Below are 22707 nucleotides of genomic sequence, written 5' to 3' on the forward strand. Positions count from 1 at the left end.
GCTCCGGAGAAAAAGGTTCCACGTCGCAACGCGGTAAAACCGTTTTCGGTCCGCTGCGATCGGTCAGAAGATGTAACGCATTTTTACCTGTTGCATTTCGGCATCACCGGCAAGCATGAACCGGGCGGCATCGAAACGCGGCGGACCGAAGCGGACGGCGGCATTGCGCGAGAACCCATAGCCTTCGCGCGGGATGCCCGCGATCGTGTCGAGCTTCGCGTTGCTGTTCTCGTCATGGATGATCGCGAGCGCATAGCCGCGCTGGGGCAGGCCCGAAAAGCTGGTGGCGTGGACACTGGCGGGCAGCGTGCGCGTCAGTGCCTTGGCATCGTCGACGCAGGCGGGGAAATTGTCGGGGTCGGCGGTGAGGCAGATCCGGATCATCCCCTTCGACGAGCGGAGATTGTCGACCTGGACGTCGAGCCGCGTGACGGGCGCCGCCGCCGACAGCATCGCCCACGTCGTTGCTGCCGCCATGACGAGCAGCCGCTTTCGCATGCGCGCCGGCAAGATCGCCGCGTTGCTTGTCGGTGCCGCAGAGCCGATCCCAAAAGCGGAAATAGAGGCCATAGTTGCACCCGTGTCGTTCGTGATGTCGCCGATGATGGCTCGCCGTGATCAGCCAGCCGCCCCATGCGCCCCGCCACATGAACCGGGGGAAAACCTCCCCACCTCATGCGATGGTTACCCCATAGCCGTCGTGATCGTCAGTACCAGACCCGGCGCGCCGATGTTGATCGGAATCAACCGCACCCGTAGCGGAATTACCACAGCGCCGGTGATCGGAGCGCCTCGACCAGGGGGGGCCGCGAGACATCGTCGCAGGCGCGTGATAGTCTCGGGCGATTACAGCATGATGGAGTCGTCGATGGTTCTGCTCGCGTTGATCCTGACCGTAACGGGGTATTCCGGTATGCCCCCCGCGACCCGTGCAGGGTTCGAGGCGCTGGGGCGGCGTACCGACAGGCTGTGCCCGGCACGCCATGTACGGACGATTACCCCCGGCGACCTCGATTATCTCCAGGACGGGTTCGAGCGGAGCCTGTCGCGGCTGGACCGCGCGCGGCTGGCTGCCGTCAATACCGCGGACCGGCGTTGCGCCCACCGCGACGGGCTGGCGTGCCAGACCTCGGCGACGATGGGCGCGATGCAGTCGACCCGGCTCGTGCCCCGGTTCGCCGGCTATGTCTGCGTGCACCGGGTACCCTGACCCTCTGCCTCTTTCGCCTGCACGACACGCCTGCTACTCAGACAAACAATGAGAGCATAAGAGGGTGTCGTTATGGTCGAGTTGTGCCGCGGGGGCCAATCCCGCCGGAAATTCCTGACGGGTGTCGCGACCGGTGCTTTGACCGTGGGCTCCCTGTCGATCGGTCCTCAGGCGTTTGCGTTCGTGCCGGAAGGAGCGGTGCCGACAACGGTGCCGACCGCGAAATTGCAGGCGTTCGACCTGGCCGACGTCACGCTCGGCGAGGGGCCGTTCCTGCATGCGCAGCGCAAGACCGAGGCGTATCTGCTCGCGCTGCAACCCGACCGGATGCTGCATAATTTCCGGGTAAATGCCGGGCTGCCACCGAAGGCACCGGTCTATGGCGGCTGGGAATCGGATCCGCTGTGGGCGGACATCAACTGCCACGGGCATACGCTGGGCCATTATCTGTCGGCGTGCGCGCTGGCCTATCGATCGACCGGCGACCGGCGGTTCAAGGCGCGGATCGACCATATCGCGCGCGAACTGGCGGCATGCCAGGCGGCGTCGGGGACCGGGCTGGTCTGTGCGTTTCCGGACGGGCCGGCGCTGGTGGCGGCGCATCTGCGCGGCGATCCGATCACCGGCGTGCCGTGGTACACGCTGCACAAGGTGTATGCGGGCCTGCGCGATGCGACATTGCTGGCGGACAGCGACACGGCGCGCGCGGTGCTGCTGCGGCTGGCAGACTGGGCGGTGGTCGCGAGCCGGCCGCTGAGCGATGCGCAGTTCGAGACCATGCTGGATACCGAGCATGGCGGCATGAACGAGGTGTTCGCCGACCTCTACACGATGACCGGGACCGCCGAGTATCGGACGATGGCGGAGCGGTTTTCGCACAAGGCGATCCTCGCGCCGCTGGCGAAGAGCCGCGACCATCTCGACGGGCTGCATGCCAATACGCAGGTGCCGAAGATCATCGGCTTCCAGCGGGTCTGGGAGGTGACGGGAAAGCCCGAATACCGCGATGCGTCCGAATTCTTCTGGAAGACGGTGGCGCTGACGCGGTCGTTCGCGACCGGCGGGCACGGCGACAACGAGCATTTCTTTCCGGTCGCGGATTTCGCCGAGCACGTCCTGTCGGCGAAGGGATCGGAGACGTGTTGCCAGCACAACATGCTCAAGCTGACGCGGGCGCTGTTCCTGCATGATCCGCAGGCGGGCTATGCCGATTATTACGAGCGGACGCTGTATAACGGGATCCTCGCGTCGCAGGACCCGGACAGCGGCATGGCGACGTACTTCCAGGGCGCGCGGCCGGGGTACATGAAGCTGTATCACACGCCCGAGAACTCGTTCTGGTGCTGCACCGGCACGGGGATGGAAAACCACGTCAAATACCGCGACTCGATCTATTTCCACGACGACCGCGCGCTGTACGTGAATTTGTTCGTGCCCTCCGCCGTGCGGTGGAAGGACAAGGACGCGGTGCTGACGCAGGTGACGGCGTTCCCCGATGCGGCGACGACGACGCTGCGATGGACGTTGAAGCGACCGGCCGAGCTGACGCTGAAGCTGCGGCATCCGGGGTGGAGCCGGACTGCGGTGGTGCTGGTGAACGGAGTCGAGGCGGTGCGGTCGACCAGTCCGGGGCGGTATCTGGAATTGGCGCGGGGGTGGCGCGACGGCGATACGGTGGAACTGCGGCTGGATATGCGCGCCGGGGTCGAGCGGTCGCCGGCCGCGCCGGATATCGTCGCGTTCACTTACGGGCCGCTGGTGATGGCGGGGAGCTTCGGGCGCGAGGGGCTGGCGCCGGGATCGGACATCATCGTCAACGAGCGCAAATATGGCGAGTATAATGCCGCGCCGTTCACGCCGCCGACGCTGGCGGGCGATCCAGATACGATCGCGGAAGGGATGCGCGCGGGGGAGCGGCCGCTGGAGTTCACGATCCTCGCGGCGGACCGGCAGCCGGTGCGGATGGTGCCGTATTTCCGCGTCGCGCATGAGCGCTATGCGACATACTGGCCGATCGCGCCGGGATTGGCTTAGGTCGGGCGGTGCAGTCCCGACGCGTTCGACGCGGTTGCGATAGCCTCTATGCAGTGCAGCGAAACCTGATAGCCTCCCTCTCCAGAGCAGGACGACCTGCCAATACGGAGAGAGATGCATGGCACATCAAAACGCCGCGCGCGGGGATACCGGCACGAATACCAGCGCTAATTCCGGCAGGGATCACAAGAGGCTGATCTATGTGATCGCGGGAAGTATATTGGCGCTGGGGCTGGTGTTGATGGCGTTCTACGACCGGGCGGGCGATCCCATGCCGATCGCGTCGGTGCAGACTCCGGTGGTTACTGCGCAAAAATAGCGCCGGGGCTTACGACGCCGCGGCTCGGTCGAAGATCAGGATCGGCGCGTCTCGGTAGGTGCCCGTGGTGCGCAGGCGATAGCCTAGCCGTTCCGCGAGGCGGATCGAGGGGGCGTTGGCGGGGTCTATGATGCAGGTCGTCGCGGGGATGCGCGCGTCGGTCCAGGCGAGGATCGCTGCGAGCGCTTCGGAAGCGTAGCCTTTGCCTTGCGCGTCGCCGGTCAGGGTCCAGCCTGTTTCCGGCGTTGCGTCGATCGAGGGGTCGATGGCTCTGCGCGCCTCGATGAGGCCGAGTTCGCCTATCAGGTGGCCTGTGGCGGTATCTCGGGCGATCCAGCTGCCGTAGCCGAACAGCGTCCATTGGCCGACCGAGCGGAGCAGGCGGATCCAGACGTCCTCGCGCGATCGGGGCTGGCCGCCGATGGTCGTGTAGACGCGCGGGTCGGTCCACATTGTGGCGCAGTCTTCGAGGTCGGTGGCAGTGTGGGCGGTTAGGGTTAGCCGGGCTGTGGTTAGCGTGGGGGCGGATGTGGGCATTCGTACTGTCTAAGAGGTATCTCGGTGGAAGGGTATCCGTCGTCGCGCACTCTCCCCTCCCTGGAAGGGAGGGGCCGGGGGTGGGTCGGCCCGCTTGAGCCGCTGGCGTTCCGGTTTGCGGAGGCCAGTCCCCCCTTAGCCGCGCGTGTTCGAACTTGCGGAAGCCGACCCGCCCCCAGCCCCTCCCTTCCAGGGAGGGGAGCAGGTTGGGCTTTTCCTCTTCGTATGGTTCGCACGGTTCAGACGTTGCGATTTTCGATCGTTCGATCCTCCCCCGCCAGGGGGAGGTGTCGCCGGAGGTGACGTAGGGGGAGGATGCGGAACGGAGGTTTCCCTTTCCTCCCCCTCCGTCTGGCTAGGGCCAGCCACCTCCCCCTAGCGGGGGAGGATTGAGGTGAGCCCCTGCCCCTCCCCCACCTCCGGCAACGCAGGTTGTCTTCGCAGGCGATTGGTTCGGAAAGGTTGTTTTCGTGTCCCCCGCTTTGCGCTAGTCGGAGGCATGGCATCGACGATCTCCTGCGACGTTGCGATCGTTGGCGCGGGTTTGGCCGGCGGGATGATCGCGCTGGCGTTGAAAGCAAAGCATCCGGCGTTGGACGTGCGGCTGATCGACGCTGCGCCAGTCGTCGGTGGCAATCATCTCTGGTCGTTTTTCGGGAGCGACGTGGCGCAAGGCGATCGCTGGATCGTCGCGCCGCTCGTGGTGCATGCGTGGCGCGGATACGACGTGCGCTTCCCGGCGCATGAGCGGACGATCGACGCGACCTATTATTCGATCGAGAGCACGCGGCTTGATCGCGAGGTTCGCCGCGTGCTTCCTGCGGATGCGCTGATGCTTGGACGGAAGGTGTCGGGGGCTAGTGCGACCGCGGTGGTGCTGGCCGATGGCGACCGGATCGAGGCGACCGGCGTGATCGACGCGCGGGGGGCGGGCGATCTGTCGCTGCTCGATCTCGCGTGGCAGAAGTTTCTCGGACGCGAGTTGGCGTTGAGCGTGTCGCACGAAAGCCCGCGGCCGATGGTGATGGACGCGACGATTCCGCAGATCGACGGGTATCGCTTCGTCTATTGTCTGCCGTTCGCGGCTGACCGGATGTTCGTCGAGGACACCTATTATAGCGACACGCCGAATCTCGATATTCCGGTGCTGGGCGCGCGGATCGACGAGTATGTCACGGCGCGTGGCTGGTCGGTCGAAAGCGTCGTTCGCGAGGAGTCCGGCGTGCTTCCGGTCGCGATGGGGGGCGATTTCGAGGCGTATTGGCGGTCGGGTGGTGCTCGGGTGGCCAAGGCCGGCATGCGCGCGGGGATGTTTCATCCGACTACGGGGTACTCGCTGCCGGACGCGGTTCGGACTGCTTCCATGCTGGCGAGCCTCGGCGATTTTTCGGGCGCGAAGCTCCACGATGCGACGCATTCGATGGCGCGGGCGACGTGGCAATCGCGCGGGTTCTACCGGATGCTCGACACGATGTTGTTTCGCGCCGCCGAACCGGAGGAACGCTACCGCATCCTCGAGCGCTTCTACCGCCTCTCCCCCTCGCTCATCGGCCGTTTCTATGCCGGGCGCTCGACGCTTTCCGACAAGGCACGCGTTCTTACCGGCAAGCCCCCCGTCCCCATCGTGCGCGCCGTCCGCGCCATCGCAGGCAGTATGTCATCATGAAGACCGCAATAGTCATCGGCGCAGGTTTCGGCGGGCTGGCGCTCGCGATCCGGCTGCAATCCGCGGGCGTGCAGACGACGATCGTCGAAAGCCGCGACAAGCCGGGTGGGCGTGGGTATTTCTGGGAACGCGACGGGTTCACGTTCGATGCGGGGCCGACCGTCATCACCGATCCGGATTGTTTGCGCGAGCTGTGGGCGCTGACCGGGCGCGACATGAGCGAGGACGTGACGCTTGATCCGGTGCTGCCGTTCTACCGCCTGAACTGGCCCGACGGGACCAATTTCGACTATACCAACGACGACGTGCAGATGCGCGCCGAGATCGAGAAGCTGCATCCGGGCGACTGGGCGGGGTACGAGAAGTTCCTGCAATATTCGGCGGGGGTGTTTCACGAGGGCTATGAGAAGCTCGGCCATGTCGCGTTTCTGGACTTCGGGTCGATGATCAAGGCGGCGCCAGCGCTGGCGAAATACCAGGCGTGGCGGTCGGTCTATTCGATCGTGTCGAGCTTCGTGAAGTCGGAGAAGCTGCGCGAGGCGTTGTCGTTCCATACGCTGCTGGTCGGCGGCAACCCGATGACGACGAGCGCGATCTATGCGCTGATCCACAAGCTGGAGCGTGATGGCGGGGTGTGGTTCGCGCGTGGCGGGACCAACCGGCTGGTGGCGGCGCTGGTGACGCAGTTCGAGCGGCTGGGCGGCGTGCTGCGGCTCGACGATCCGGTGACGTCGATCGAGACTCTGGGCGATCGCGCGACGGGCGTGACGACGGCGAGCGGCTGGTCGGGTCAGGCGGATGCGATCGCCGCGAACAGCGACATCATGCACACCTATCGCGACCTGCTGTCGACCTCGCGCAGTGCCAAGCGGAAGACCGGGTCGCTCGAGCGGAAGAAATATTCGCCGTCGCTGTTCGTGGTGCATTTCGGGATCAAGGGCACGTGGCCGGGCATCCCGCACCACATGATCCTGTTCGGGCCGCGCTATAAGGGGCTGCTCGAGGACATTTACGACCACGGCGTGCTGAGCGAGGACTTTTCGCTCTACCTGCATCACCCGACCGTGACCGATCCTTCGCTGGCGCCGGAGGGGCATTCGACGTTTTACGCGTTGGCGCCGGTGCCGCATCTCGGGAAATTCCCGGTCGACTGGGACGAGATCGCGCCGATCCTGGAGAAGCGCATCCTCGACGAGATCGGGCGGCGGTTGATCCCGGATATCCACGAGCGGATCGTGACGAAATTCTCGTACGCGCCGAAGGATTTCGCGGAGGATCTGAATGCGCATCTGGGTAGCGCGTTCTCGCTGGAGCCGGTGCTGACGCAGAGCGCGTATTTCCGGGTGCATAACCGCGACGAGCATATTCCGAATATGTACTTCGTGGGCGCTGGAACGCATCCGGGTGCCGGCATTCCAGGAGTCGTGGGAAGTGCAAAGGCTACAGCGGCACTGATGCTCAGCGGGCAATAGGCGTACCAAGCCTCTATCGTCCGAGAGAGTAGTCCAAAACGGTGCAGTTGTCGTAGACTGCTAGGCTATACTTGCTCGGAAGTGGCGAATAACTCCGTAATGACTGCATCGAGTGTAGATGCCGTCGATCGTTGTTCTAGCATCCCTCTCGACCGGATTTCGGTCAACAACAAAGGGGATGCATCATGGCCATTACTGTCAAGAGCGTGGACTGGAACGGGATCAGCAGCGACGAGCAGCAGCAGATCCGCGACATCATCGGCAAGAACTTCGACGGACAGACGGTTGATGTCGGCGATACGCCCCTGGAGGCAAACGCCGGCAACGCGTGCACGACGGCCTGCAGCATCGCTCAGCAGGCTGCCCAGGCCGCATGTGGCCTCCTGCCTTGGCCCGCGAACACGGTCTGCAACTACGCCGCCGAGAAGGCCGGTGATTTTTGCCGGAGCAAGTGCTGAGATAGTCGACGGGTGCCGCCATTGCGGCGGCACCCGCATAATCGGGCCGGATACCCTGCTTGTGACCGGGTATGACATCCCCTAACGCGGGCATATGAAACGTCTTGCTGTGTATTGCGGGTCGGCGACGCCGGCTAATCCTGTTTTTATCGAGGGCGCTCGGGCGCTGGGGCTGGCGTTTGCCGAACGGGGGATTGGCCTCGTTTATGGCGGCGGGCGGCTTGGGCTGATGGGCGCGATTGCGGATGGCGCGCTCGAGGGCGGCGGCGAGGTTATCGGGGTTATTCCCCAGGCACTAGTCGATGCCGAGGTGGCGCATCGGGGGCTTACCGAGTTGCACGTCGTCAGCGGCATGCATCAGCGCAAGCAGATGTTCACCGATCTCTCCGACGGGTTCGTGACGATTCCGGGTGGGACAGGGACTATGGACGAGCTGTGGGAAGCGCTGAGCTGGGCGCAGCTTGGGTATCATGCGGATCCGGTCGGATTGCTGAATACCGCGGGCTATTACGATCACCTGATCGCGTTCTGGGAGAAGATGGGCGAGGTTGGGTTCTTGCGGCCGCAACACCGGGATCTGTTGATCGTGGCGGATACGCTGGAGGTGCTGCTCGACCGGATGGCGAGCCACGTGCCGACGCAGCCGATCGTGCGGATGAACGCGTCGGATTTGTGAGGTTGACGGCTCACTCCAGCACCTGCCGCCATCCCAATGTTCGCCGCCACCCCGGCGAAGGCCGGGGCCCAGTTGGAAAGGTTGCAGTAACGACGCGCAGCGCCAGCCAACTGATGCCCCTCAACTGGGCCCCGGCCTTCGCCGGGGTGGAGGCTGAAAAGGTGGTGACGTGCTGGGTTACGAAGTGACCCACCCCCTTCCCTCGCGCGAGGCGATCGTCGCGACCGCGCATGAGTCGATCTCGCGTGGGTCGAAGAGCTTTGCCGCTGCCAGCCTGTTGTTCGACAAGCCTACGCGCGAGCGGGCTTGGTTGCTGTATGCGTGGTGCCGGCGGTGTGACGATATCGCCGATGGGCAGGATCATGGGCACGGGATGACCGTGGTCGAGGATGCGCCGGCCCGGTTGGTGGCGCTGTCGGCGATGACCGAGCAGGCGCTGGCGGGGGAAGTGGTCGGCGAGCCGGCGTTCGACGCGTTGCGGATCTTTGCGACCGAGACTCGCCTGCCGAAGCGGTTCGCGCGCGATCTGGTCGAGGGCTTTGCACTGGATGCGCGCGAGTGGCGACCGCGGTCGGAGAACGACCTCTACAAATATTGCTATCATGTCGCGGGCGTGGTCGGGTGCATGATGGCGATCGCGATGGGCGTTGATCCTGACGACGAGGATACGCTCGATCGCGCGTGCGATCTGGGAATGGCGTTCCAGCTCGCCAATATCGCGCGCGATGTCGAAGAGGATGACCGGGTCGGACGATGCTATCTGCCCGAGGAGTGGCTGGTCGAGATGGATTTTCCGCCGGGTCAGCACATGAAGCCGCCGTTTCGCTCGCGCCTCGCGGTGTTGACGAAGCGGATGGCGGATCGCGCTGCGGCGTTCGAAGCGAGTGCGCGGGAGGGAACGCCGGCGCTGTCATTCCGGTCGGCTTGGGCGGTGTTGTCGGCGGCGGGGATCTATGGCGCGATTGGGCGGACTGTGGCGGCACGGGGGGAGCATGCTTGGGACCACCGGGTGACGACGTCGGGGATGCAGAAGCTGGGTTTTATCGTGACTGCGGCGCGTGAGGCGGCCCGGCGGGATACGCTGTATCCACGAACGGTGCGGGATGTGCGGTTGTGGACGCGGCCTAGGGCTTGATTACCTGCCCACTCGACCCCGTTCGTCCTGAGCGAAGTCGAAGGGCATGTGACTCAGGTGCTTCGACTTCGCTCAGCACGAACGGGGGATTTATGGTGCCCGCGCAACTCATAACCGATAAATGTCAGCCCTGCGACTTGGCCTTGCCGGCCTTGGCCATGAAGTTACCGTTCGCGCGGCAATTGGCGCCGATCATCGGATAGGGAACATCGGTGTTCTGCGCGAGCTGATCGGGCAGCGCCGCGCGGCACTGCGCCATCGTCTCGTAGCGCGCCGGGATTACCCGTGCCTCGGTGCAGTTCACATTGCCGTCACCGCAGCCCATGATGGCCATGACGTAGAACAGCGGTTCCATTTCATTCTCCAGTGGATCGCGGTGGCCGACATCGGACACGATAACAAAAGCGACGAAGTGGCAGGATTGTTCCCCCAACTGCTTTCGCCGGGGCTTGACTGCGCCTACATCGCTTCGATCCATGCCACCTGACAATTACACCTCCACCCGCGCGGACCAGCCCTTGCTGCCGACGCTTCGCCGCTTCCTGCCGTTCCTGTGGCCGGCGGGGCAGCCCAAGCTGAAGGCGCGGATCGTCGTCGCGATGCTGCTCGTGATCGCGTCGAAGCTGATCCAGGTTTTCGGCGCGGCGTTCACGTTGAAATACGCGGTCGACAGGATGGCGGGGAACGATCGCGGGGCGCTGACGCTCGTCGTGCTGCTTGTGGTCGGGTACGCGGCGTCGCGGTTCGGGACAACGCTGTTCGACAATCTGCGCAACGCGGTGTTCGAGCGCGTCGGGCAGGACGCGTCGCGGCGGCTGGCGGCGCAGGTGTTTCGCCATCTCCATGCGCTGAGCCTCGATTTCCATCTGTCGCGGCGGACGGGTGCGGTCACCAAGGTGGTCGAGCGCGGCACCAAGAGCATCGACACGATGCTGTATTTCCTGCTGTTCAACATCGCGCCGACCGTGTTCGAACTGGTGCTGGTGCTCGGGCTGTTCTGGACCAAGTTCGGCTGGCCGCTGGTCGTCGCGACCGTCGTGATGGTGGTCGGCTACATCCTCTTCACGCGGATGGTGACCGACTGGCGCAATGCGCTGCGTGCGCGGATGAACGACCTCGATACGGGGGCGGTCGCGCATGCGGTGGATTCGCTGCTGAACTTCGAGACGGTGAAGTATTTCGGCGCGGAGGAGCGCGAGGCCCGGCGTTACGACAGCGCGATTACGGCGTATTCCGAGGCTGCGGTGAAGAGCGAGAATTCGCTCGCGTGGTTGAACCTTGGCCAGGCGCTGATCACCAATGTGATGCTGGCGGGCGGCATGGGGTTCGTCGTGTGGCGGTGGAGCCGGGGCGAGGCGTCTGCTGGCGACGTGGTGTTCGTGTCGACGCTGCTGGCGCAGCTTTTCCGGCCGCTGGATCTGCTGGGGATGGTGTATCGCACGATCCGGCAGGGCGCGCTCGACATGGCGGCGATGTTCGACCTGATCGATACGCCGGCCACGGTCGTCGATGCGCCGGGTGCGCCTGCGCTGGCGGTGAGCGCGGGGCATGTGCGGTTCGAGGGGGTGTCGTTCGGGTACGACGCGGGGCGGCCGATCCTGCGCGATCTGGATCTGGACGTGCCGGCCGGGTCCACTTTGGCTGTCGTTGGGCCGTCGGGGGCGGGGAAATCGACGCTCGCGCGGTTGCTGTACCGGTTTTATGACCTGACGGGCGGGCGGATTACCGTGGACGGGCAGGATATCGCGCAGGTGCGGCAGGCGTCGTTGCGCGCTGCGATCGGGATCGTGCCGCAGGATACGGTGCTGTTCAACGACACGATCGGGTATAATATCGCCTATGGCCGTGAGGGGGCGGAGATGCCCGAGGTCGAGGTTGCGGCCAAGGGCGCTGCGATTGCCGGGTTCATCGAGCGTCAGCCGCTGGGGTATGAGACGCGGGTCGGCGAGCGCGGCTTGAAGCTGTCGGGGGGCGAGAAGCAGCGCGTGGCGATCGCGCGGACACTGCTGAAGAACCCGCCGATTTTGATTTTGGACGAGGCGACGTCGGCGCTGGACAGCCGGACCGAGGCGGAGATCCTCGATACGCTGGAGGCGATCGAGCGGGGGCGCACGACGATCGTGATCGCGCATCGGCTATCCACGGTGGTGCATGCGGACCAGATCGTCGTGCTGGAGGCGGGGCGGATCGTCGAGAAGGGGACGCATGCGGATTTGCTGCGGCAGGGCGGCGTGTATGCGGAGATGTGGAACCGGCAGGCGCAGGAGCGCGCCGGGGATGATGATGGGGCGCTGGCGGCGGAGTAAGGCGTGGCTCGCGACGGTTGTTGTGACGGCGAACACTCGCCACACAATTCTCCGTCACCCCGGACCTGTTCCGGGGTCCACTGTTCCACGCACTCTCACACGTTTCGAGTTCTGGGACGGGTGGATGCCAGAACGAGCCCGGCATGACGGAAGAGTAGGCTCACTCTGCCAACCCTCCCCGGCGGAGGCCGGGGTCCAGTTGGGAAACGTTGCTGACGACGGCTGCACTTCGTTACTGTGACCTTTCCAACTGGGCCCCGGCCTTCGCCGGGGTGGTTAATGGTTAGATGTCGGAGTGAGCACGGGAGCGGACCCTCGCGGCACGCGCTGCCCCTCCTGTTCTCTCGCGAACGCGGGGGGCCAGGAATCACGGGCGGTAGCGCTGCTTGGTCCTGGGCCCCCGCGTTCGCAAGGGAACAGAAGGGAGGCGTTGCTTCGTCTGTGTCGACCTACGCCTGGATCGAGGGATCCAATTCGCGCAACCTCGCCTCGATCGCTTCCGAATATTGGTAGATGTGGGTCAGGTCGGACAGCAGGTGCCGCGTTTCGTCCTTGCCGGCGAACATGCCGAGATACTTGGTCGTGATGCCGTTGAAGTGCATCCTCGCGACGGTCTTGCGGTTATTGTCGTCCAGCAGAATGGCACAATACGACTTCGCATCGCGGACGATCACGCGCTTCGGGTCGACCAGGCGCGAGGCGATCGCCTGGATGATGTGGAAGCCGGAAATCTCCTCCTGCGTGGTGACGATGCCGTCGCCGTCGGAGGGGTCGTCGGACGCGCCCGGCGGCAGGTCCTCGACCGGGCTCGACGCCTTCAGTGCGGACGACAGGCGTTCGTTGACGAAATCGCGGATCAGCGCGGCGATTGCGGGGGCGAGCAGCTTGGCGAAGCCGTCCTTGATCGCGGGCGTCAGGCGCCCGCCATGGACGCGTTGCGCCATCATCCGGACGAACTCGTCGGAGGGCTCGGCGAACTCCTTCTCCAGTTCGAGGCGGATCAGCGACTGCGTCTTGAGGTTGCCGGCCTCCTGAACGATCTTGTCGATGTCGAACGCGGCCTTGGTGAATTTCTCGAGCGTGCGGATATCGCCGGGCTTGATCGCGTCCATCGTGAAGGTGAAGAACGGCTTGTCGTCCATCTTGTTCGGGCGCTCGATGTCCGAATAGAATTGGTAGACGACGCCGTTGGTCAGCACCGCGAGCCGCGCGTCGGTGACGCTGAAATAGCGGAACAATTGCCCGGCGTGGTTGACGTTGAGCTGGACCGAGGACGGCTTGCACTCGATCAGGATCGACACTTTCCCGCCCGCGCAGATCGCGTAGTCGACCTTCTCGCCCTTCTTGGTGCCGACGTCGGCGGTGAATTCGGGAACGACCTCGGACGGGTTGAAGACGTCGTAGCCGAGCGACTGGAGGAACGGCATGACGAGCGCGGTCTTCGCCGCCTCTTCGGTCAGCAGCACCTCGCGGTGTTCGATCGTGCGTTTCTGCAACTCGGCCAGCCTGATGCTCAGTTCCATGCGCGTCCCCCCGGATTGAACGGGGGAGGATGGAGGCACGGAGGGTCGCGGTCCATGATGGGGCCGCAACAGACTGGCCGGATATCGACCGAGTCTACCCGCAGGTGAGGCGGATTTGCTTGGCGGGTTTGTCGAAGACGATCGATGAGCAGCGGTCGAGCAGATCGGCGCCGATCGTCAGGCGATCGCGGTTGGCGTCGCGCTTGCCCTTGGCGATGACGACGATCTCGTCGGGGTCGGGTGGTGGCGCGTCGGCGTCGGGGATCGCGGTGGCGTTGCCGACGTCGGTGGTGCGGACGCCGAGCGACGATAGCGCGAGCGGGCCGACGAGGAGCGGGGTGGCGAGCGTCATCGTGCGGACGGGTCGGGCGATACCGAAGGCGATCTCGACCGGCGCGGTGATGCCGGCCAGCGTGCCGCGCTGCGCCTGCGCGATCAGCGTGGCGGCGTTGGCGGTGACGGTCGTGCGCGGATGATAGGGGTCGAAGCGGACCCGGATCGGCTGGCCGCCGATCGTGATCTGCGCGAAGGTCCCGGAAAGCTTGCCCAGCAGGCCGCCGCCGTCGACCATGGGCAACGCGACGGTCCGCTCGCCGGCACGCGGCGCGTTCAGGAGGATGCGCACGACGGGTTCGGGTAGCGACGCCGGGCCGATGCTGCCGTCGCCGACATCGGCATAGGGCCGCCCGACCCAGCGCGAGTCGGCAGTCTTCCCCTTGGTCTCGTGCTTGCGGCTTGGAAAGCCGATCCGCCGCTTCACCGCATTGGTTCCGAACGTCATCGGGCGGACCGTCGTCGCCTGCATCGCGCCTTGCCCGCCGACCGAATAGCCGAGGCCCAACGCGCCGCCTTTCAGGGCAAGTCGCTCGGCAACCGCGGTCGTGACGAAGACCAAGCCGGGCGCGGCGGGGTCGACGCGCAGCGTGACGGGTTTACCGTCGATCGTTGCGGCGATCATCCCGCCGACCGGTACGTCGCGGATGGCCGGGGCCATGTCGCCGGCTATCGCGACGCTGCTCACGAGCACCGATGCCGCCACGCTGGTTTTCAGGATATTGGCGATCATCGTGAGGTCTCCGGCGTCAGGCGCCGCGATCTTGCCGCGTCATATCGTATTCGCAACGAATTTATGATCGGGAATGATTGGATAACCAATGCAGGCTGGCCCCTCGACGAGCGACTGCACGACGCCTAGATCGCATGGCAATGGCACTCGACCCTCTTCCCGATCTCCAGCGCATCTTCGGCTTTCCTGATTTTCGTGGCGTGCAGCGCGATGTCGTCGACCGGGTGCTCGCGGGGCAGCGGACGTTGGCCGTCATGCCGACGGGGGCGGGCAAGTCGCTGTGTTACCAGTTGCCGGCGACGATGCTGGAGGGGACGTGCGTGGTCGTGTCGCCGCTGATCGCGTTGATGCATGACCAGTTGCGGGCCGCCACCGCGGTGGGGATCAAGGCGGCGACTTTGACGTCGGTCGATACCAATCGTGAAGAGACGATCGCGCGGTTTCGAGCAAGCGATCTGGACCTGCTGTACGTGGCGCCAGAACGGGCTTCAAACGAGAGTTTTCGCAATCTCCTGTCGCAGGCCAAGCTCAGCTTGTTTGCGATCGACGAGGCGCATTGCGTCAGCGAGTGGGGGCATGATTTCCGGCCGGACTATCGGTTGCTGCGGCCGTTGCTCGACAGTTTTCCGGAGGTGCCGCGGCTGGCGCTGACGGCGACTGCGGATGCGCATACCCGCGCGGATATCCTCGAGCAGTTGGGGATCTCGCAAGAGGGGCTGATCGTGTCGGGGTTCGACCGGCCGAACATCCGCTATGCGATTTCGGGGCGCGACAACGTCAACCGGCAGATCGCGGATATCCTGGAGAAGATCCCGGGGCCGGGCATTGTGTACGCGCAGACGCGTGCGGCTACCGAGAAGCTGGCGGAGGCGCTCGGGCGCAGCGGACGGCCGACGCGGGCGTATCATGCGGGGCTTGATCCGCAGGTGCGCGCGAAGAACCAGGCGGATTTCGTCGCGAGCGAAGACATGGTGATCTGCGCCACGGTCGCGTTCGGGATGGGGATCGACAAGCCCGACGTGCGGTTCGTCGCGCATGCCGGGCTGCCGAAATCGATCGAGGCCTATTATCAGGAAACCGGGCGTGCGGGGCGTGATGGCGATCCGGCGATCGCGCATCTGTTCTGGGGTGCGGAGGATTTCGCACGGGCTCGGCAGCGGATCGGCGAGGTCGAGCCCGAGCGGCAGGCGGGCGAGCGGCAGCGGCTGACCGCGATGGGCGGGCTGGTCGAGACGGCCGGGTGCCGGCGGCGGATCCTGCTCAAGCATTTCGGCGAGGAGCGGCTCGAGGATTGCGGGAATTGCGACAATTGCCTTGGCAATGTCGATGCGGTGGATGCGACCGAGACGGCGCGGAAGTTCCTGTCGGCGGTGTTCCGGACCGGGCAGATGTACGGTGTGGGGTATATCGAGGGCATCCTGACGGGCGTGTCCAGCGAGCGGAGCCTGATGAACGGGCACGAGGCGCTGTCGGTGTACGGGATCGTCGAGGGCGACGAGGTGGCGTTGCTGAAGCCCGTGTCGCGCGCGCTGATGCTTAAGGATGCGCTCAGGACCAATCCGCATGGGGGCCTCGAGTTCGGGCCAGCGGCGAAGGCTATCCTCAAGGGTGAGGCGGCGGTGTCGATCGTCGTGCCGCCGAAGCGTGAGCGGCGGCGCAAGGGCGCGGTGGGCGCCGTGCCGAACCCCGTGGACGATCCGCTGTTCGAGGCGTTGCGCGTGCGACGGCGCGATCTGGCGACGGAAGCGGGCGTTCCGCCGTATGTGATCTTCCACGATTCGGTGTTGCGTGACATTGCGCGGCAGCGGCCGGCGTCGCGTGCCGAGTTGAGCCTGTTATCAGGCATTGGCGCGCGCAAGCTCGACGCCTATGGGGATGCCTTCCTCCAGGTCATCCGCGAGTCCGCATGATACGGCAAATAAACGAAAGTATTTCGGTCGCGCCACAGATCGCGGTCGAGCAGGTCGCGGAAATCGTTGCGGCGGGGTTCAAGACGATCGTCAACAACCGACCCGACGACGAGGATGCGGGGCAGCCTTCGGGTGATGCGATCCGCGCCGCGGCGGAAGCGGCCGGGCTGAAATACGTCTCGATTCCGGTGACTCATGCGGGGTTCTCGCATCCGCAGATCGACGCGATGACGCAGGCGCTGACCGATTCGGACGGACCTGTGCTGGCGTATTGCCGGTCGGGGACGCGGAGCTGCAATTTGTGGGCGCTGGCGGCGGCGAAGGCTGGACGCAACCCGAACCTGCTGCTCGCGCAGGCCGAGGACGCCGGGTACGACCTGCGCGGTATCCGCCCGATGCTGGACGCGCTCGCAGGGCCGCGATGACGCCTGCGATCGTCGGCGGCATCGTGGCCGTCGTTGTGCTGCTGCTCGCCGGCCTGACCTGGGTGGTCGTACAGATGCGGCGGGTCGTGAAGATCGAGACGCCAGAAGAGGCGGCGGACGCGGCGCAGGCACAGCTTCGCGGGTTTGCGGTAGCGGGTGCCGTTGTCGGAGCGGACGGGCAGGGCGCGCTGGCGATTGCCGACGATGGGCGCGTGGCGGCTGTGAAGCGGATCGGCAAGACCCTGACGGTGCGCGAGGTGTCGTGGCGGACGGTGCGCGCGACGCACGAGGGGATATTGGTCGAGACCGGGGACAAGACGCTGGGCGCAGTGATGCTCGCGCAGGTCGACGTCCTCGATATCCGCCGGTTGGCGCCGAAGAGCGTGCGGGTCTAGCGAGCCATACGCGCCGCGGTCATTCTGCGGCAGCGGTCCTGACGCTTGCGGAACGTTTCTCGTCTCGACGCGTCGCCGCAGTAGATGAGAAGATGGGTCGCCAAGCGCTGGGTGAAAGTCACCGGCATCGTCGTCGTGGCCGTGATGGCTACGGTAGTAATCGGGCTAGCCGTGTTCCCCTGGGGATCGCTGAAAGGCGTGATCGAGCGGCAGCTGACCGCGCGCTTCGGGCGGCCGGTGACGATCGGCGGGATCGAGCGGGTCGACGGGTTCGGCTTCTCGCCGACGATCCGCATCACGCAGGTTCGTATTCCGCAGGCGGCGTGGGCCGGTAGCGGCGATTTCGTGCGGTTGCGCGAGGCGGAGGCGACGTTCTCCGCGCTGTCGTTGTTGAAGGGCGGGTTCGGGCCGCGCGACGTGAAGGCGTCCGGGCTGAACCTAGCGCTGGTGCGTGACAAGCAGGGGCGGACCAATTGGGATCGGCCGGGCAAGGCCAAGAGCGGCGGCAGTTCGAACGACCTGCAGGGTCTCGTCATTCGCGACAGCGTGATCTCGTACCGTGATGCCAAGCAGGGGCGGCAGGTCACCGCGCGGTTCTCGTCCGATCCGGTTACGGGCATCCGCGCGAACGGCACCGGCACCGTGCGTGGGGCAGCCGTGCGGATCGCAATCTCGGGGCCGTCGATCGAGCGATCGCAGGGCAAGCCGTGGCCGTTCACCGCGTCGATCGACGGGGACAAGCTGTCGATTTCGGCGAAGGGCGTGATGGACCGGCCGCTCGATACCGACGCGATGACGCTCGACGTGACGGCGCGCGCGACCGACCTGAAGCTGATCGACGCGGTGATCGAAGCGGGGCTGTTCCGGACGCAGCCGGTGTCGTTCAGCGCGCACGTCCGTCACGATGCGCCGAAATGGACCATCACGCAGCTGAAGGGCGTAGTCGGGCGGTCGGATTTTGCGGGTCACGTGACGGTCGACAAGCGGGACGGGCGGAGCAAGGTGAACGGCGACATCGTCTCGCGCCAGTTCGACTTTGCGGATCTGTCGTCGGACGAGGCGCAGGCCAAGGGCGCGGCGCTGGAGCGGGCGATCGGGCCGCGACTGGTGCCGAATACGCGGATCGACATCGGCAAGATCGACACCACCGACGCAGAGTTCGGGTTCCGCATCCAGCATATTGTCGCCGCGAAGGGGACGTCGCCGATCGTCTCCGCGAAGGGGACGATCGCGATCGATCACCAGTTGCTGACGCTCGACCGGTTGGTCGCGAGGCTGCCGCAGGGGACCGTCACCGGCAAGGTCTCCGTCGACCAGCGAGGCGATCGCAAGACGCCGACCGTCGCGATCGACTTGCGGTTGCGGGGTAGCAGCGTGCAGGCGCTGGCGGGCGGGCGCGGCGACTTCAGCGGTAATGTGAGCGCCCGGGTCCGGCTGAAGGGGCCGGGGGAGACGATTCGGACTGCGGTAGGGAATGCCGATGGCAGCATCGGGTTCGTCGCGCGGGACGGGCAATTGCCACAGGGGATCGCGGCGGCGCTGGGGTTCGATGCGGCGCGTGCGTTGCTGGCGAAGGACGGAGAGCGCGCGGGCTTGCGCTGCGTGGTGGTGAAACTCGACGTGACGCGGGGGCGCGGGCGCGTCGATCCGATGATCGTCGATACCACCGCCAGCCAACTGCACGGGCAAGGGAGCGTCGTGTTTCCATCCGAAGCGATCGAAATCCGGCTGAGTGGCGCGCCTAAACAACATGCGCTGCTGCAGTTGCCGGGATCGGCGTACATGACCGGGACGATCCAGCAGCCGCACGTGACGATCCCGCCGGAAGTGAAATCGGTGGGGAATATCTTCAAGGCGATCGGGCGTGCGATCACCGGCAAGCAGGGTCCGACGGCTAGCGATGCGGATTGTGCGGGGTTGGCCTCGCGGGTGCTGCGATAGGCCGAGGCGATAGACTGGGCGTCGGCGGATATGAAAAACCCCGCCCTGCGGGTGCGGGACGGGGTCGGACTTCAGCGATATCGCGGGGATATCAGCGATAGAAGATGTGGTTGCCGATCGAGGCGACCTTGATCGCGCGGACGCTGGGGCGGCGATCGGGCGTGTTGAAGTAGAGCGCCTTGTCGGCCGGGCTGTTCCACGCGTCGGCGAGGGCGACCTTGGCGACGGCAATCGCGGTGCGATAGGCGGTGCCGGCGTTGATGTTGGGGATCTGGCCACCGCGGACGAAGCTGAACTGGCCACGCTGCTTGACGACGGCGCAGACGTTGGCGGGGAAACGACCAGACTTGGCGCGATTGATGATGACTTCGGCGACGGCGAGCTGACCGGTCAGCGGCTCACCCTTGGATTCGAAATAGATCGCGCCGGCAAGGCACTGGAGCGCTTCGTCAGCGGCGGCGCTATCCTGCGCGGCAACGGCCTGGGCGAGCGTGTCGAATTCTTCGGCTTCTGCGACGGCGGGGCTGACTGCGGTGTTCTCGGCGTTCGTCTCGACAGGTGCGACGGTGGCGGCAACTGGAGCGATCTGCGGAACATTCTGCGGCGAGAGCGCGTTTAGATTGGCGAGAGCAGTGAGATTGGTGGTCGAGCGATCGATACCGGTTGCCTGACCGGGAGCGCTGTTGCCGAGCAGGCCGGCGAGAGAGAAGGTCATGACCGCGATCGTCGCAGCCCGCTGAAGAATCGTCATTCAAACTTATTCAGATGCGGTTGGACCGCGGAAGCAATCGTACGAGCCGATCGTCCAGGCATCCCCCCGACTGCGTAACTGATCCGGATCGCACCCGTCCCAGCACAACGCCAATCAATGTTGCAATTCCCCTCTATTGGGGGGGCTTTCGAGTCAATCGTCGAGGATCGTTTCAGCGGCGAACCGTTCCGCCGATGCGATGTCCACCTCGATTACCCAGAGATCCGGGTCGCTTGCGCGGCGACGACGCCAATATCCATCAAGATCTTCGAGCGGGGTGGAGTCGATCAGCGCGATCCGTCCGTCAGGTCCGATGCCGCGTTCCAGCAGGCGGGGAGGGGCGCCCTTGTCGACCGCGATGACCATGATTGCGCCGCCTTGCGGGTCGCCCTTCGCCATCACCGCGCCGAAGCCGCCGGCGTCGTTGACGCGCCGCAACAGCGCGCTGACGAGGACTCCGCTGGGGAGACGCCCGCTCATGCTGCGCTGCGGTATCCTGGGAGGCCGGCGAGCGCGATCCGGGAGCGCATGAACGTGCCGGTGCCTCTTGCCGCTTCTTCACCGTCAGCGTCTATCAGCCGCGCGTCCGCGACGAACACGCGCCGCTTGCCGCTGATCCAGCGTCCTTCGGCGATCACCGGGCCGATCTTCAGCGGGCGTGTGAGGAGGAGATTGAAGGCGGTGGTGAGCAGGAAGCGATCGGTGACCAGACTGTTGCAGGCGTAGAAGGCCGCATCGTCGAGCATCTTGAAATAGCTCGTGCCGTGCGCGGCACCGCCGGCGTGGTAATGGCGCTCGTCGATCGTGAAATGGATGCGCGCGACGCCGGCTTCGGGGATTTCGAGCGAGGAGTCGAAGAAGCGATTGATCGGCGCTTGCGCGTAGAGCGACTCCAGTGCGCGGAAATGCGCGTCTGCCCCGGCTGTGTTTGGGGCCGAACTGGGAGCCAACTCAAGCTGCATCGCGGACCTCGTCGGCGGTGAACAGCGCGTAGACCGCGTCGGGCGAACCGCCGCCGCGCAGCTTCTCGAGGAACGCCTTGTCGCGCAGGCGTCGCGAGACGCGGGCGAGGGCCTTCAGGTGGACCGCGCCGGCGTCGGTGGGGGAGAGCAGCATGAAGACGAGATCGACGGGGAGATCGTCGACCGCCTGGAAGTCGACAGGCTCTGCCAGCCGCGCGAACACGCCGGTTACCTGCGCGAGCCCTTCGAGCTTGGCGTGCGGGATCGCGACGCCGCCGCCAAACCCGGTCGAGCCGAGTTTCTCGCGTGCAGCCAGCCGATCGGCGATCATCTTGGGGTCTGCATCGAGTATCTCAGACGCAACCGTGGCGAGATGCTGGAACACTGCCTTCTTGTTTTTGGCGATCACGCCCGTCTGCACTGCGTCGGGACGCAGCATATCACTGAAATCGGTCATTGTGTTAATGTCTCAAGCGCCCCCGCGCGCGTCCGCCTTAGCGGGTTGCGCGGGGGCGTAAAGGCGCGGCCTTGAGACCCGCACCTTTATGGACCCTTCTTTATTGGGCCGGGGTGGCCGCTGCTCGCTGTGGCTCGACCCAACCGATCGTGCCATCGCCGCGACGATAGACCATGTTGTGGGCACCGGTGCCCGCATTCATGAACAGCAACGCGGCGGTGTTACGCAGATCGAGCATCATCACCGCGTCGGACACGCTGGCCTCCGGGATATCCACGCGCGTTTCGGCGATGATCAGCGGTGCATCCGCGACATCGTCTTCCTCGATGCTTTCCTGGAACAGCGTGTAGCCGGCATTGTCGTAGCCGTTGCTCTCGGCCATCGCGACTGCTTCGCCGGCGTGGCGATCCTTCAGGCGGCGCATGTAGCGACGGAGCTGAGTCTCGATCTTGGCGGCGGCGGCATCGAACGCCGCGCGCGCGTCATAGGCGTCGCCGTGGCCCTTGATCACGAGGCCCTTCATCACGTGCGAGACGATGTCGCATTTGAAGCCGGCGTCGTGCGGGCCCTTGCCGAACGTGACCTCGGCCGAGATGGCGCGCGAGAAATACTTGTCGGCGATACCCTGGAGTCGGTCTTCCACGTGGCTGTTGAGTGCTTCGCCAGTGTCAACCTGATGACCAGAAATCCGGATATCCATTGTCGTCTCCTTAACGGCGTTACAGTCTTCGGGCGGTCCTATTGGCTCCACCCTGCCAGCGTCATCCGGACGCCACGGCCCCCCAGATCGGATCCGTGATCCCCTTCATAAACGCAGCATGGGCCGCAAGGTCTCCCTCGCTCACCGCGAAAACGCGGGCAGGGCGAACGACCCGAGGCGCCTGTGCGACGATCGGAGTCGCGGCGTTGCTGCCGGTATCGCTCAGCAGGCCGAGGCCGATCTGGCGGCCGCCCATCAGCTCGACATAGACCTGCGCGAGCAACTGCGCGTCGAGCAGCGCGCCGTGCAGGACGCGGTGGCTGCGATCGATGCCGAAGCGCGAACAGAGCGCGTCGAGCGAATGCTTGGCGCCGGGGTGACGGCTGCGCGCGATCTGCAGCGTGTCGACCATCCGCTTCATGTGGACGATCTGGCGGCCGCACTTGGTCAGCTCGCCGTTGAGGAACGAGAAGTCGAAGCCGGCATTGTGCGCGATCATCGGCGCGTCGCCGACGAATTCGAGCAGGTCCTCGACCGCGTCGGCGAACTTCGGCTTGTCGGAGAGGAACTGCGCGCTCAGCCCGTGGACGTTGAACGCCTCGACCGGCATGTCGCGCTCGGGGTGGTAATATGCGTGGAAGGTGCGGCCGGTCTCGACCCGGTTGAGCATCTCGACGCAGCCGATTTCGACCATGCGGTCGCCGCCGGAAAAACTTAGGCCGGTGGTTTCGGTATCGAAGACGATCTCACGCATCCCGATGGTA

Annotated in this window: 24 protein-coding genes and 1 pseudogene; 13 read left to right on the forward strand and 12 right to left on the reverse strand. The window is 65.4% G+C overall.

The window, feature by feature from the left end; genetic code table 11:
- Positions 1-63 precede the first annotated feature (63 nt).
- Together AC1ME3_RS06010 and AC1ME3_RS06015 are read right to left on the reverse strand one after the other, a co-directional pair.
- Positions 64-498, reverse strand: coding sequence for a DUF2141 domain-containing protein (locus AC1ME3_RS06010; protein WP_480955250.1), 435 nt, complete (start codon positions 496-498; stop codon positions 64-66).
- Between the two features lies 1 nt (position 499).
- Positions 500-783: pseudogene (locus AC1ME3_RS06015) on the reverse strand (sterol desaturase family protein); the annotation flags it as partial.
- 85 nt (positions 784-868) lie between these two features.
- On the opposite strand from AC1ME3_RS06015, the gene AC1ME3_RS06020 reads away from it, so the two are divergent.
- The 3 genes from AC1ME3_RS06020 to AC1ME3_RS06030 all read left to right on the forward strand — a co-directional run bounded on the left by AC1ME3_RS06020 (position 869) and on the right by AC1ME3_RS06030 (position 3563).
- Entirely contained in the window at positions 869-1210 is a 342-nt protein-coding gene (locus AC1ME3_RS06020) for a hypothetical protein (RefSeq protein ID WP_480955251.1), read from the forward strand.
- Positions 1211-1282: 72 nt separating this feature from the next.
- On the forward strand, positions 1283-3244 hold the full coding sequence (locus AC1ME3_RS06025; RefSeq protein ID WP_480955252.1) for a glycoside hydrolase family 127 protein: 1962 nt from the start codon (positions 1283-1285) through the stop codon (positions 3242-3244).
- 118 nt (positions 3245-3362) lie between these two features.
- The gene (locus tag AC1ME3_RS06030; RefSeq protein ID WP_480955253.1) at positions 3363-3563 is read left to right on the forward strand and encodes a hypothetical protein; all 201 of its coding nucleotides are present in this window, start codon (positions 3363-3365) and stop codon (positions 3561-3563) included.
- Between the two features lie 9 nt (positions 3564-3572).
- On the opposite strand, the gene AC1ME3_RS06035 is transcribed toward AC1ME3_RS06030, so the two are convergent.
- Entirely contained in the window at positions 3573-4100 is a 528-nt protein-coding gene (locus tag AC1ME3_RS06035; RefSeq protein WP_480955254.1) for a GNAT family N-acetyltransferase, read from the reverse strand.
- 499 nt (positions 4101-4599) lie between these two features.
- Between AC1ME3_RS06035 and crtY the strand changes: the two genes are divergently transcribed.
- The 5 genes from crtY (at position 4600) to AC1ME3_RS06060 (ending at position 9507) form a co-directional block, all read left to right on the forward strand.
- Positions 4600-5766 carry a lycopene beta-cyclase CrtY gene (gene crtY, locus AC1ME3_RS06040; RefSeq protein WP_480955255.1) on the forward strand — a complete coding sequence of 389 codons (1167 nt, stop codon included), beginning with the start codon at positions 4600-4602 and terminating at the stop codon, positions 5764-5766.
- A complete protein-coding gene (locus AC1ME3_RS06045) occupies positions 5763-7238 on the forward strand; it encodes a phytoene desaturase (RefSeq protein WP_480955256.1) in 1476 nt (491 codons plus the stop codon). Before crtY ends, AC1ME3_RS06045 begins: the two co-directional genes overlap by 4 nt.
- A gap of 185 nt (positions 7239-7423) precedes the next feature.
- Positions 7424-7696 (forward strand): hypothetical protein, encoded by a 273-nt coding sequence (locus AC1ME3_RS06050; RefSeq protein WP_480955257.1) that lies wholly within the window; start codon positions 7424-7426, stop codon positions 7694-7696.
- A 94-nt stretch (positions 7697-7790) separates the two neighbouring features.
- A complete protein-coding gene (locus AC1ME3_RS06055) occupies positions 7791-8372 on the forward strand; it encodes an LOG family protein (protein WP_480955258.1) in 582 nt (193 codons plus the stop codon).
- A gap of 184 nt (positions 8373-8556) precedes the next feature.
- Positions 8557-9507 (forward strand): phytoene/squalene synthase family protein, encoded by a 951-nt coding sequence (locus AC1ME3_RS06060; protein ID WP_480955772.1) that lies wholly within the window; start codon positions 8557-8559, stop codon positions 9505-9507.
- Positions 9508-9631: 124 nt separating this feature from the next.
- On the opposite strand, the gene AC1ME3_RS06065 is transcribed toward AC1ME3_RS06060, so the two are convergent.
- The gene (locus tag AC1ME3_RS06065) at positions 9632-9985 is read right to left on the reverse strand and encodes a hypothetical protein (protein WP_480955259.1); all 354 of its coding nucleotides are present in this window, start codon (positions 9983-9985) and stop codon (positions 9632-9634) included.
- Between AC1ME3_RS06065 and AC1ME3_RS06070 the strand changes: the two genes are divergently transcribed.
- Entirely contained in the window at positions 9984-11813 is a 1830-nt protein-coding gene (locus tag AC1ME3_RS06070) for an ABCB family ABC transporter ATP-binding protein/permease (protein WP_480955260.1), read from the forward strand. The two genes, AC1ME3_RS06065 and AC1ME3_RS06070, sit on opposite strands and share 2 nt — an antisense overlap.
- A gap of 449 nt (positions 11814-12262) precedes the next feature.
- On the opposite strand, the gene AC1ME3_RS06075 is transcribed toward AC1ME3_RS06070, so the two are convergent.
- Both AC1ME3_RS06075 and AC1ME3_RS06080 read right to left on the reverse strand, forming a co-directional pair.
- Positions 12263-13336, reverse strand: coding sequence for a type I restriction endonuclease (locus AC1ME3_RS06075; RefSeq protein ID WP_480955261.1), 1074 nt, complete (start codon positions 13334-13336; stop codon positions 12263-12265).
- 94 nt (positions 13337-13430) lie between these two features.
- On the reverse strand, positions 13431-14402 hold the full coding sequence (locus AC1ME3_RS06080) for a hypothetical protein (RefSeq protein WP_480955262.1): 972 nt from the start codon (positions 14400-14402) through the stop codon (positions 13431-13433).
- Positions 14403-14542: 140 nt separating this feature from the next.
- Here AC1ME3_RS06080 and recQ point away from each other — a divergent pair, with 140 nt between their 5' ends.
- From recQ to AC1ME3_RS06100, 4 genes are all read left to right on the forward strand, one after another.
- Positions 14543-16312, forward strand: a complete 1770-nt coding sequence (gene recQ, locus AC1ME3_RS06085) for a DNA helicase RecQ (RefSeq protein ID WP_480955263.1) — start codon at positions 14543-14545, stop codon at positions 16310-16312.
- On the forward strand, positions 16309-16737 hold the full coding sequence (locus AC1ME3_RS06090; protein WP_480955264.1) for a protein tyrosine phosphatase family protein: 429 nt from the start codon (positions 16309-16311) through the stop codon (positions 16735-16737). Before recQ ends, AC1ME3_RS06090 begins: the two co-directional genes overlap by 4 nt.
- Positions 16734-17132 (forward strand): hypothetical protein, encoded by a 399-nt coding sequence (locus tag AC1ME3_RS06095; protein WP_480955265.1) that lies wholly within the window; start codon positions 16734-16736, stop codon positions 17130-17132. Before AC1ME3_RS06090 ends, AC1ME3_RS06095 begins: the two co-directional genes overlap by 4 nt.
- An 84-nt stretch (positions 17133-17216) precedes the next feature.
- Positions 17217-19073 carry an AsmA family protein gene (locus AC1ME3_RS06100; protein WP_480955266.1) on the forward strand — a complete coding sequence of 619 codons (1857 nt, stop codon included), beginning with the start codon at positions 17217-17219 and terminating at the stop codon, positions 19071-19073.
- Positions 19074-19164: 91 nt separating this feature from the next.
- Here the strand turns inward: AC1ME3_RS06100 and AC1ME3_RS06105 are convergent, their stop codons facing one another.
- The 6 genes from AC1ME3_RS06105 to dnaQ all read right to left on the reverse strand — a co-directional run bounded on the left by AC1ME3_RS06105 (position 19165) and on the right by dnaQ (position 22697).
- Positions 19165-19824, reverse strand: coding sequence for a cell wall hydrolase (locus AC1ME3_RS06105; protein ID WP_480955267.1), 660 nt, complete (start codon positions 19822-19824; stop codon positions 19165-19167).
- 153 nt (positions 19825-19977) lie between these two features.
- On the reverse strand, positions 19978-20304 hold the full coding sequence (locus AC1ME3_RS06110; RefSeq protein ID WP_480955268.1) for a DUF1491 family protein: 327 nt from the start codon (positions 20302-20304) through the stop codon (positions 19978-19980).
- Complete coding sequence (locus tag AC1ME3_RS06115) at positions 20301-20786, reverse strand: PaaI family thioesterase (RefSeq protein ID WP_056064364.1); 486 nt, start codon at positions 20784-20786, stop codon at positions 20301-20303. The genes AC1ME3_RS06110 and AC1ME3_RS06115 overlap by 4 nt, the downstream gene beginning before the upstream one ends.
- Positions 20776-21243, reverse strand: a complete 468-nt coding sequence (locus AC1ME3_RS06120) for a PTS sugar transporter subunit IIA (RefSeq protein ID WP_056064361.1) — start codon at positions 21241-21243, stop codon at positions 20776-20778. The genes AC1ME3_RS06115 and AC1ME3_RS06120 overlap by 11 nt, the downstream gene beginning before the upstream one ends.
- 100 nt (positions 21244-21343) lie before the next feature.
- Positions 21344-21943: a ribosome hibernation-promoting factor, HPF/YfiA family gene (gene hpf, locus AC1ME3_RS06125; RefSeq protein WP_480955269.1), complete on the reverse strand. Its 600-nt coding sequence runs from the start codon at positions 21941-21943 to the stop codon at positions 21344-21346.
- A 61-nt stretch (positions 21944-22004) separates the two neighbouring features.
- Positions 22005-22697: a DNA polymerase III subunit epsilon gene (gene dnaQ, locus AC1ME3_RS06130; RefSeq protein WP_480955270.1), complete on the reverse strand. Its 693-nt coding sequence runs from the start codon at positions 22695-22697 to the stop codon at positions 22005-22007.
- Positions 22698-22707 lie beyond the last annotated feature (10 nt).

Source organism: Sphingomonas sp. BL2 (genome assembly GCF_056680015.1).

Excerpts from the sequence above, each read along its gene's own strand:
- AC1ME3_RS06030 (WP_480955253.1), top strand. The coding sequence starts at position 3,363 with ATGGCACATCAAAACGCCGCGCGCGGGGATACCGGCACGAATACCAGC.
- AC1ME3_RS06035 (WP_480955254.1), bottom strand. The coding sequence starts at position 4,100 with ATGCCCACATCCGCCCCCACGCTAACCACAGCCCGGCTAACCCTAACC.
- AC1ME3_RS06020 (WP_480955251.1), top strand. The coding sequence starts at position 869 with ATGGTTCTGCTCGCGTTGATCCTGACCGTAACGGGGTATTCCGGTATG.
- dnaQ (WP_480955270.1), bottom strand. The coding sequence starts at position 22,697 with ATGCGTGAGATCGTCTTCGATACCGAAACCACCGGCCTAAGTTTTTCC.
- AC1ME3_RS06050 (WP_480955257.1), top strand. The coding sequence starts at position 7,424 with ATGGCCATTACTGTCAAGAGCGTGGACTGGAACGGGATCAGCAGCGAC.
- AC1ME3_RS06100 (WP_480955266.1), top strand. The coding sequence starts at position 17,217 with ATGAGAAGATGGGTCGCCAAGCGCTGGGTGAAAGTCACCGGCATCGTC.
- hpf (WP_480955269.1), bottom strand. The coding sequence starts at position 21,943 with ATGGATATCCGGATTTCTGGTCATCAGGTTGACACTGGCGAAGCACTC.
- AC1ME3_RS06010 (WP_480955250.1), bottom strand. The coding sequence starts at position 498 with ATGCGAAAGCGGCTGCTCGTCATGGCGGCAGCAACGACGTGGGCGATG.
- AC1ME3_RS06080 (WP_480955262.1), bottom strand. The coding sequence starts at position 14,402 with ATGATCGCCAATATCCTGAAAACCAGCGTGGCGGCATCGGTGCTCGTG.
- AC1ME3_RS06045 (WP_480955256.1), top strand. The coding sequence starts at position 5,763 with ATGAAGACCGCAATAGTCATCGGCGCAGGTTTCGGCGGGCTGGCGCTC.
- recQ (WP_480955263.1), top strand. The coding sequence starts at position 14,543 with ATGGCACTCGACCCTCTTCCCGATCTCCAGCGCATCTTCGGCTTTCCT.
- AC1ME3_RS06120 (WP_056064361.1), bottom strand. The coding sequence starts at position 21,243 with ATGACCGATTTCAGTGATATGCTGCGTCCCGACGCAGTGCAGACGGGC.
- AC1ME3_RS06105 (WP_480955267.1), bottom strand. The coding sequence starts at position 19,824 with ATGACGATTCTTCAGCGGGCTGCGACGATCGCGGTCATGACCTTCTCT.
- AC1ME3_RS06115 (WP_056064364.1), bottom strand. The coding sequence starts at position 20,786 with ATGCAGCTTGAGTTGGCTCCCAGTTCGGCCCCAAACACAGCCGGGGCA.
- AC1ME3_RS06025 (WP_480955252.1), top strand. The coding sequence starts at position 1,283 with ATGGTCGAGTTGTGCCGCGGGGGCCAATCCCGCCGGAAATTCCTGACG.
- AC1ME3_RS06110 (WP_480955268.1), bottom strand. The coding sequence starts at position 20,304 with ATGAGCGGGCGTCTCCCCAGCGGAGTCCTCGTCAGCGCGCTGTTGCGG.
- AC1ME3_RS06095 (WP_480955265.1), top strand. The coding sequence starts at position 16,734 with ATGACGCCTGCGATCGTCGGCGGCATCGTGGCCGTCGTTGTGCTGCTG.
- AC1ME3_RS06070 (WP_480955260.1), top strand. The coding sequence starts at position 9,984 with ATGCCACCTGACAATTACACCTCCACCCGCGCGGACCAGCCCTTGCTG.
- AC1ME3_RS06090 (WP_480955264.1), top strand. The coding sequence starts at position 16,309 with ATGATACGGCAAATAAACGAAAGTATTTCGGTCGCGCCACAGATCGCG.
- crtY (WP_480955255.1), top strand. The coding sequence starts at position 4,600 with ATGGCATCGACGATCTCCTGCGACGTTGCGATCGTTGGCGCGGGTTTG.
- AC1ME3_RS06075 (WP_480955261.1), bottom strand. The coding sequence starts at position 13,336 with ATGGAACTGAGCATCAGGCTGGCCGAGTTGCAGAAACGCACGATCGAA.
- AC1ME3_RS06055 (WP_480955258.1), top strand. The coding sequence starts at position 7,791 with ATGAAACGTCTTGCTGTGTATTGCGGGTCGGCGACGCCGGCTAATCCT.
- AC1ME3_RS06065 (WP_480955259.1), bottom strand. The coding sequence starts at position 9,985 with ATGGATCGAAGCGATGTAGGCGCAGTCAAGCCCCGGCGAAAGCAGTTG.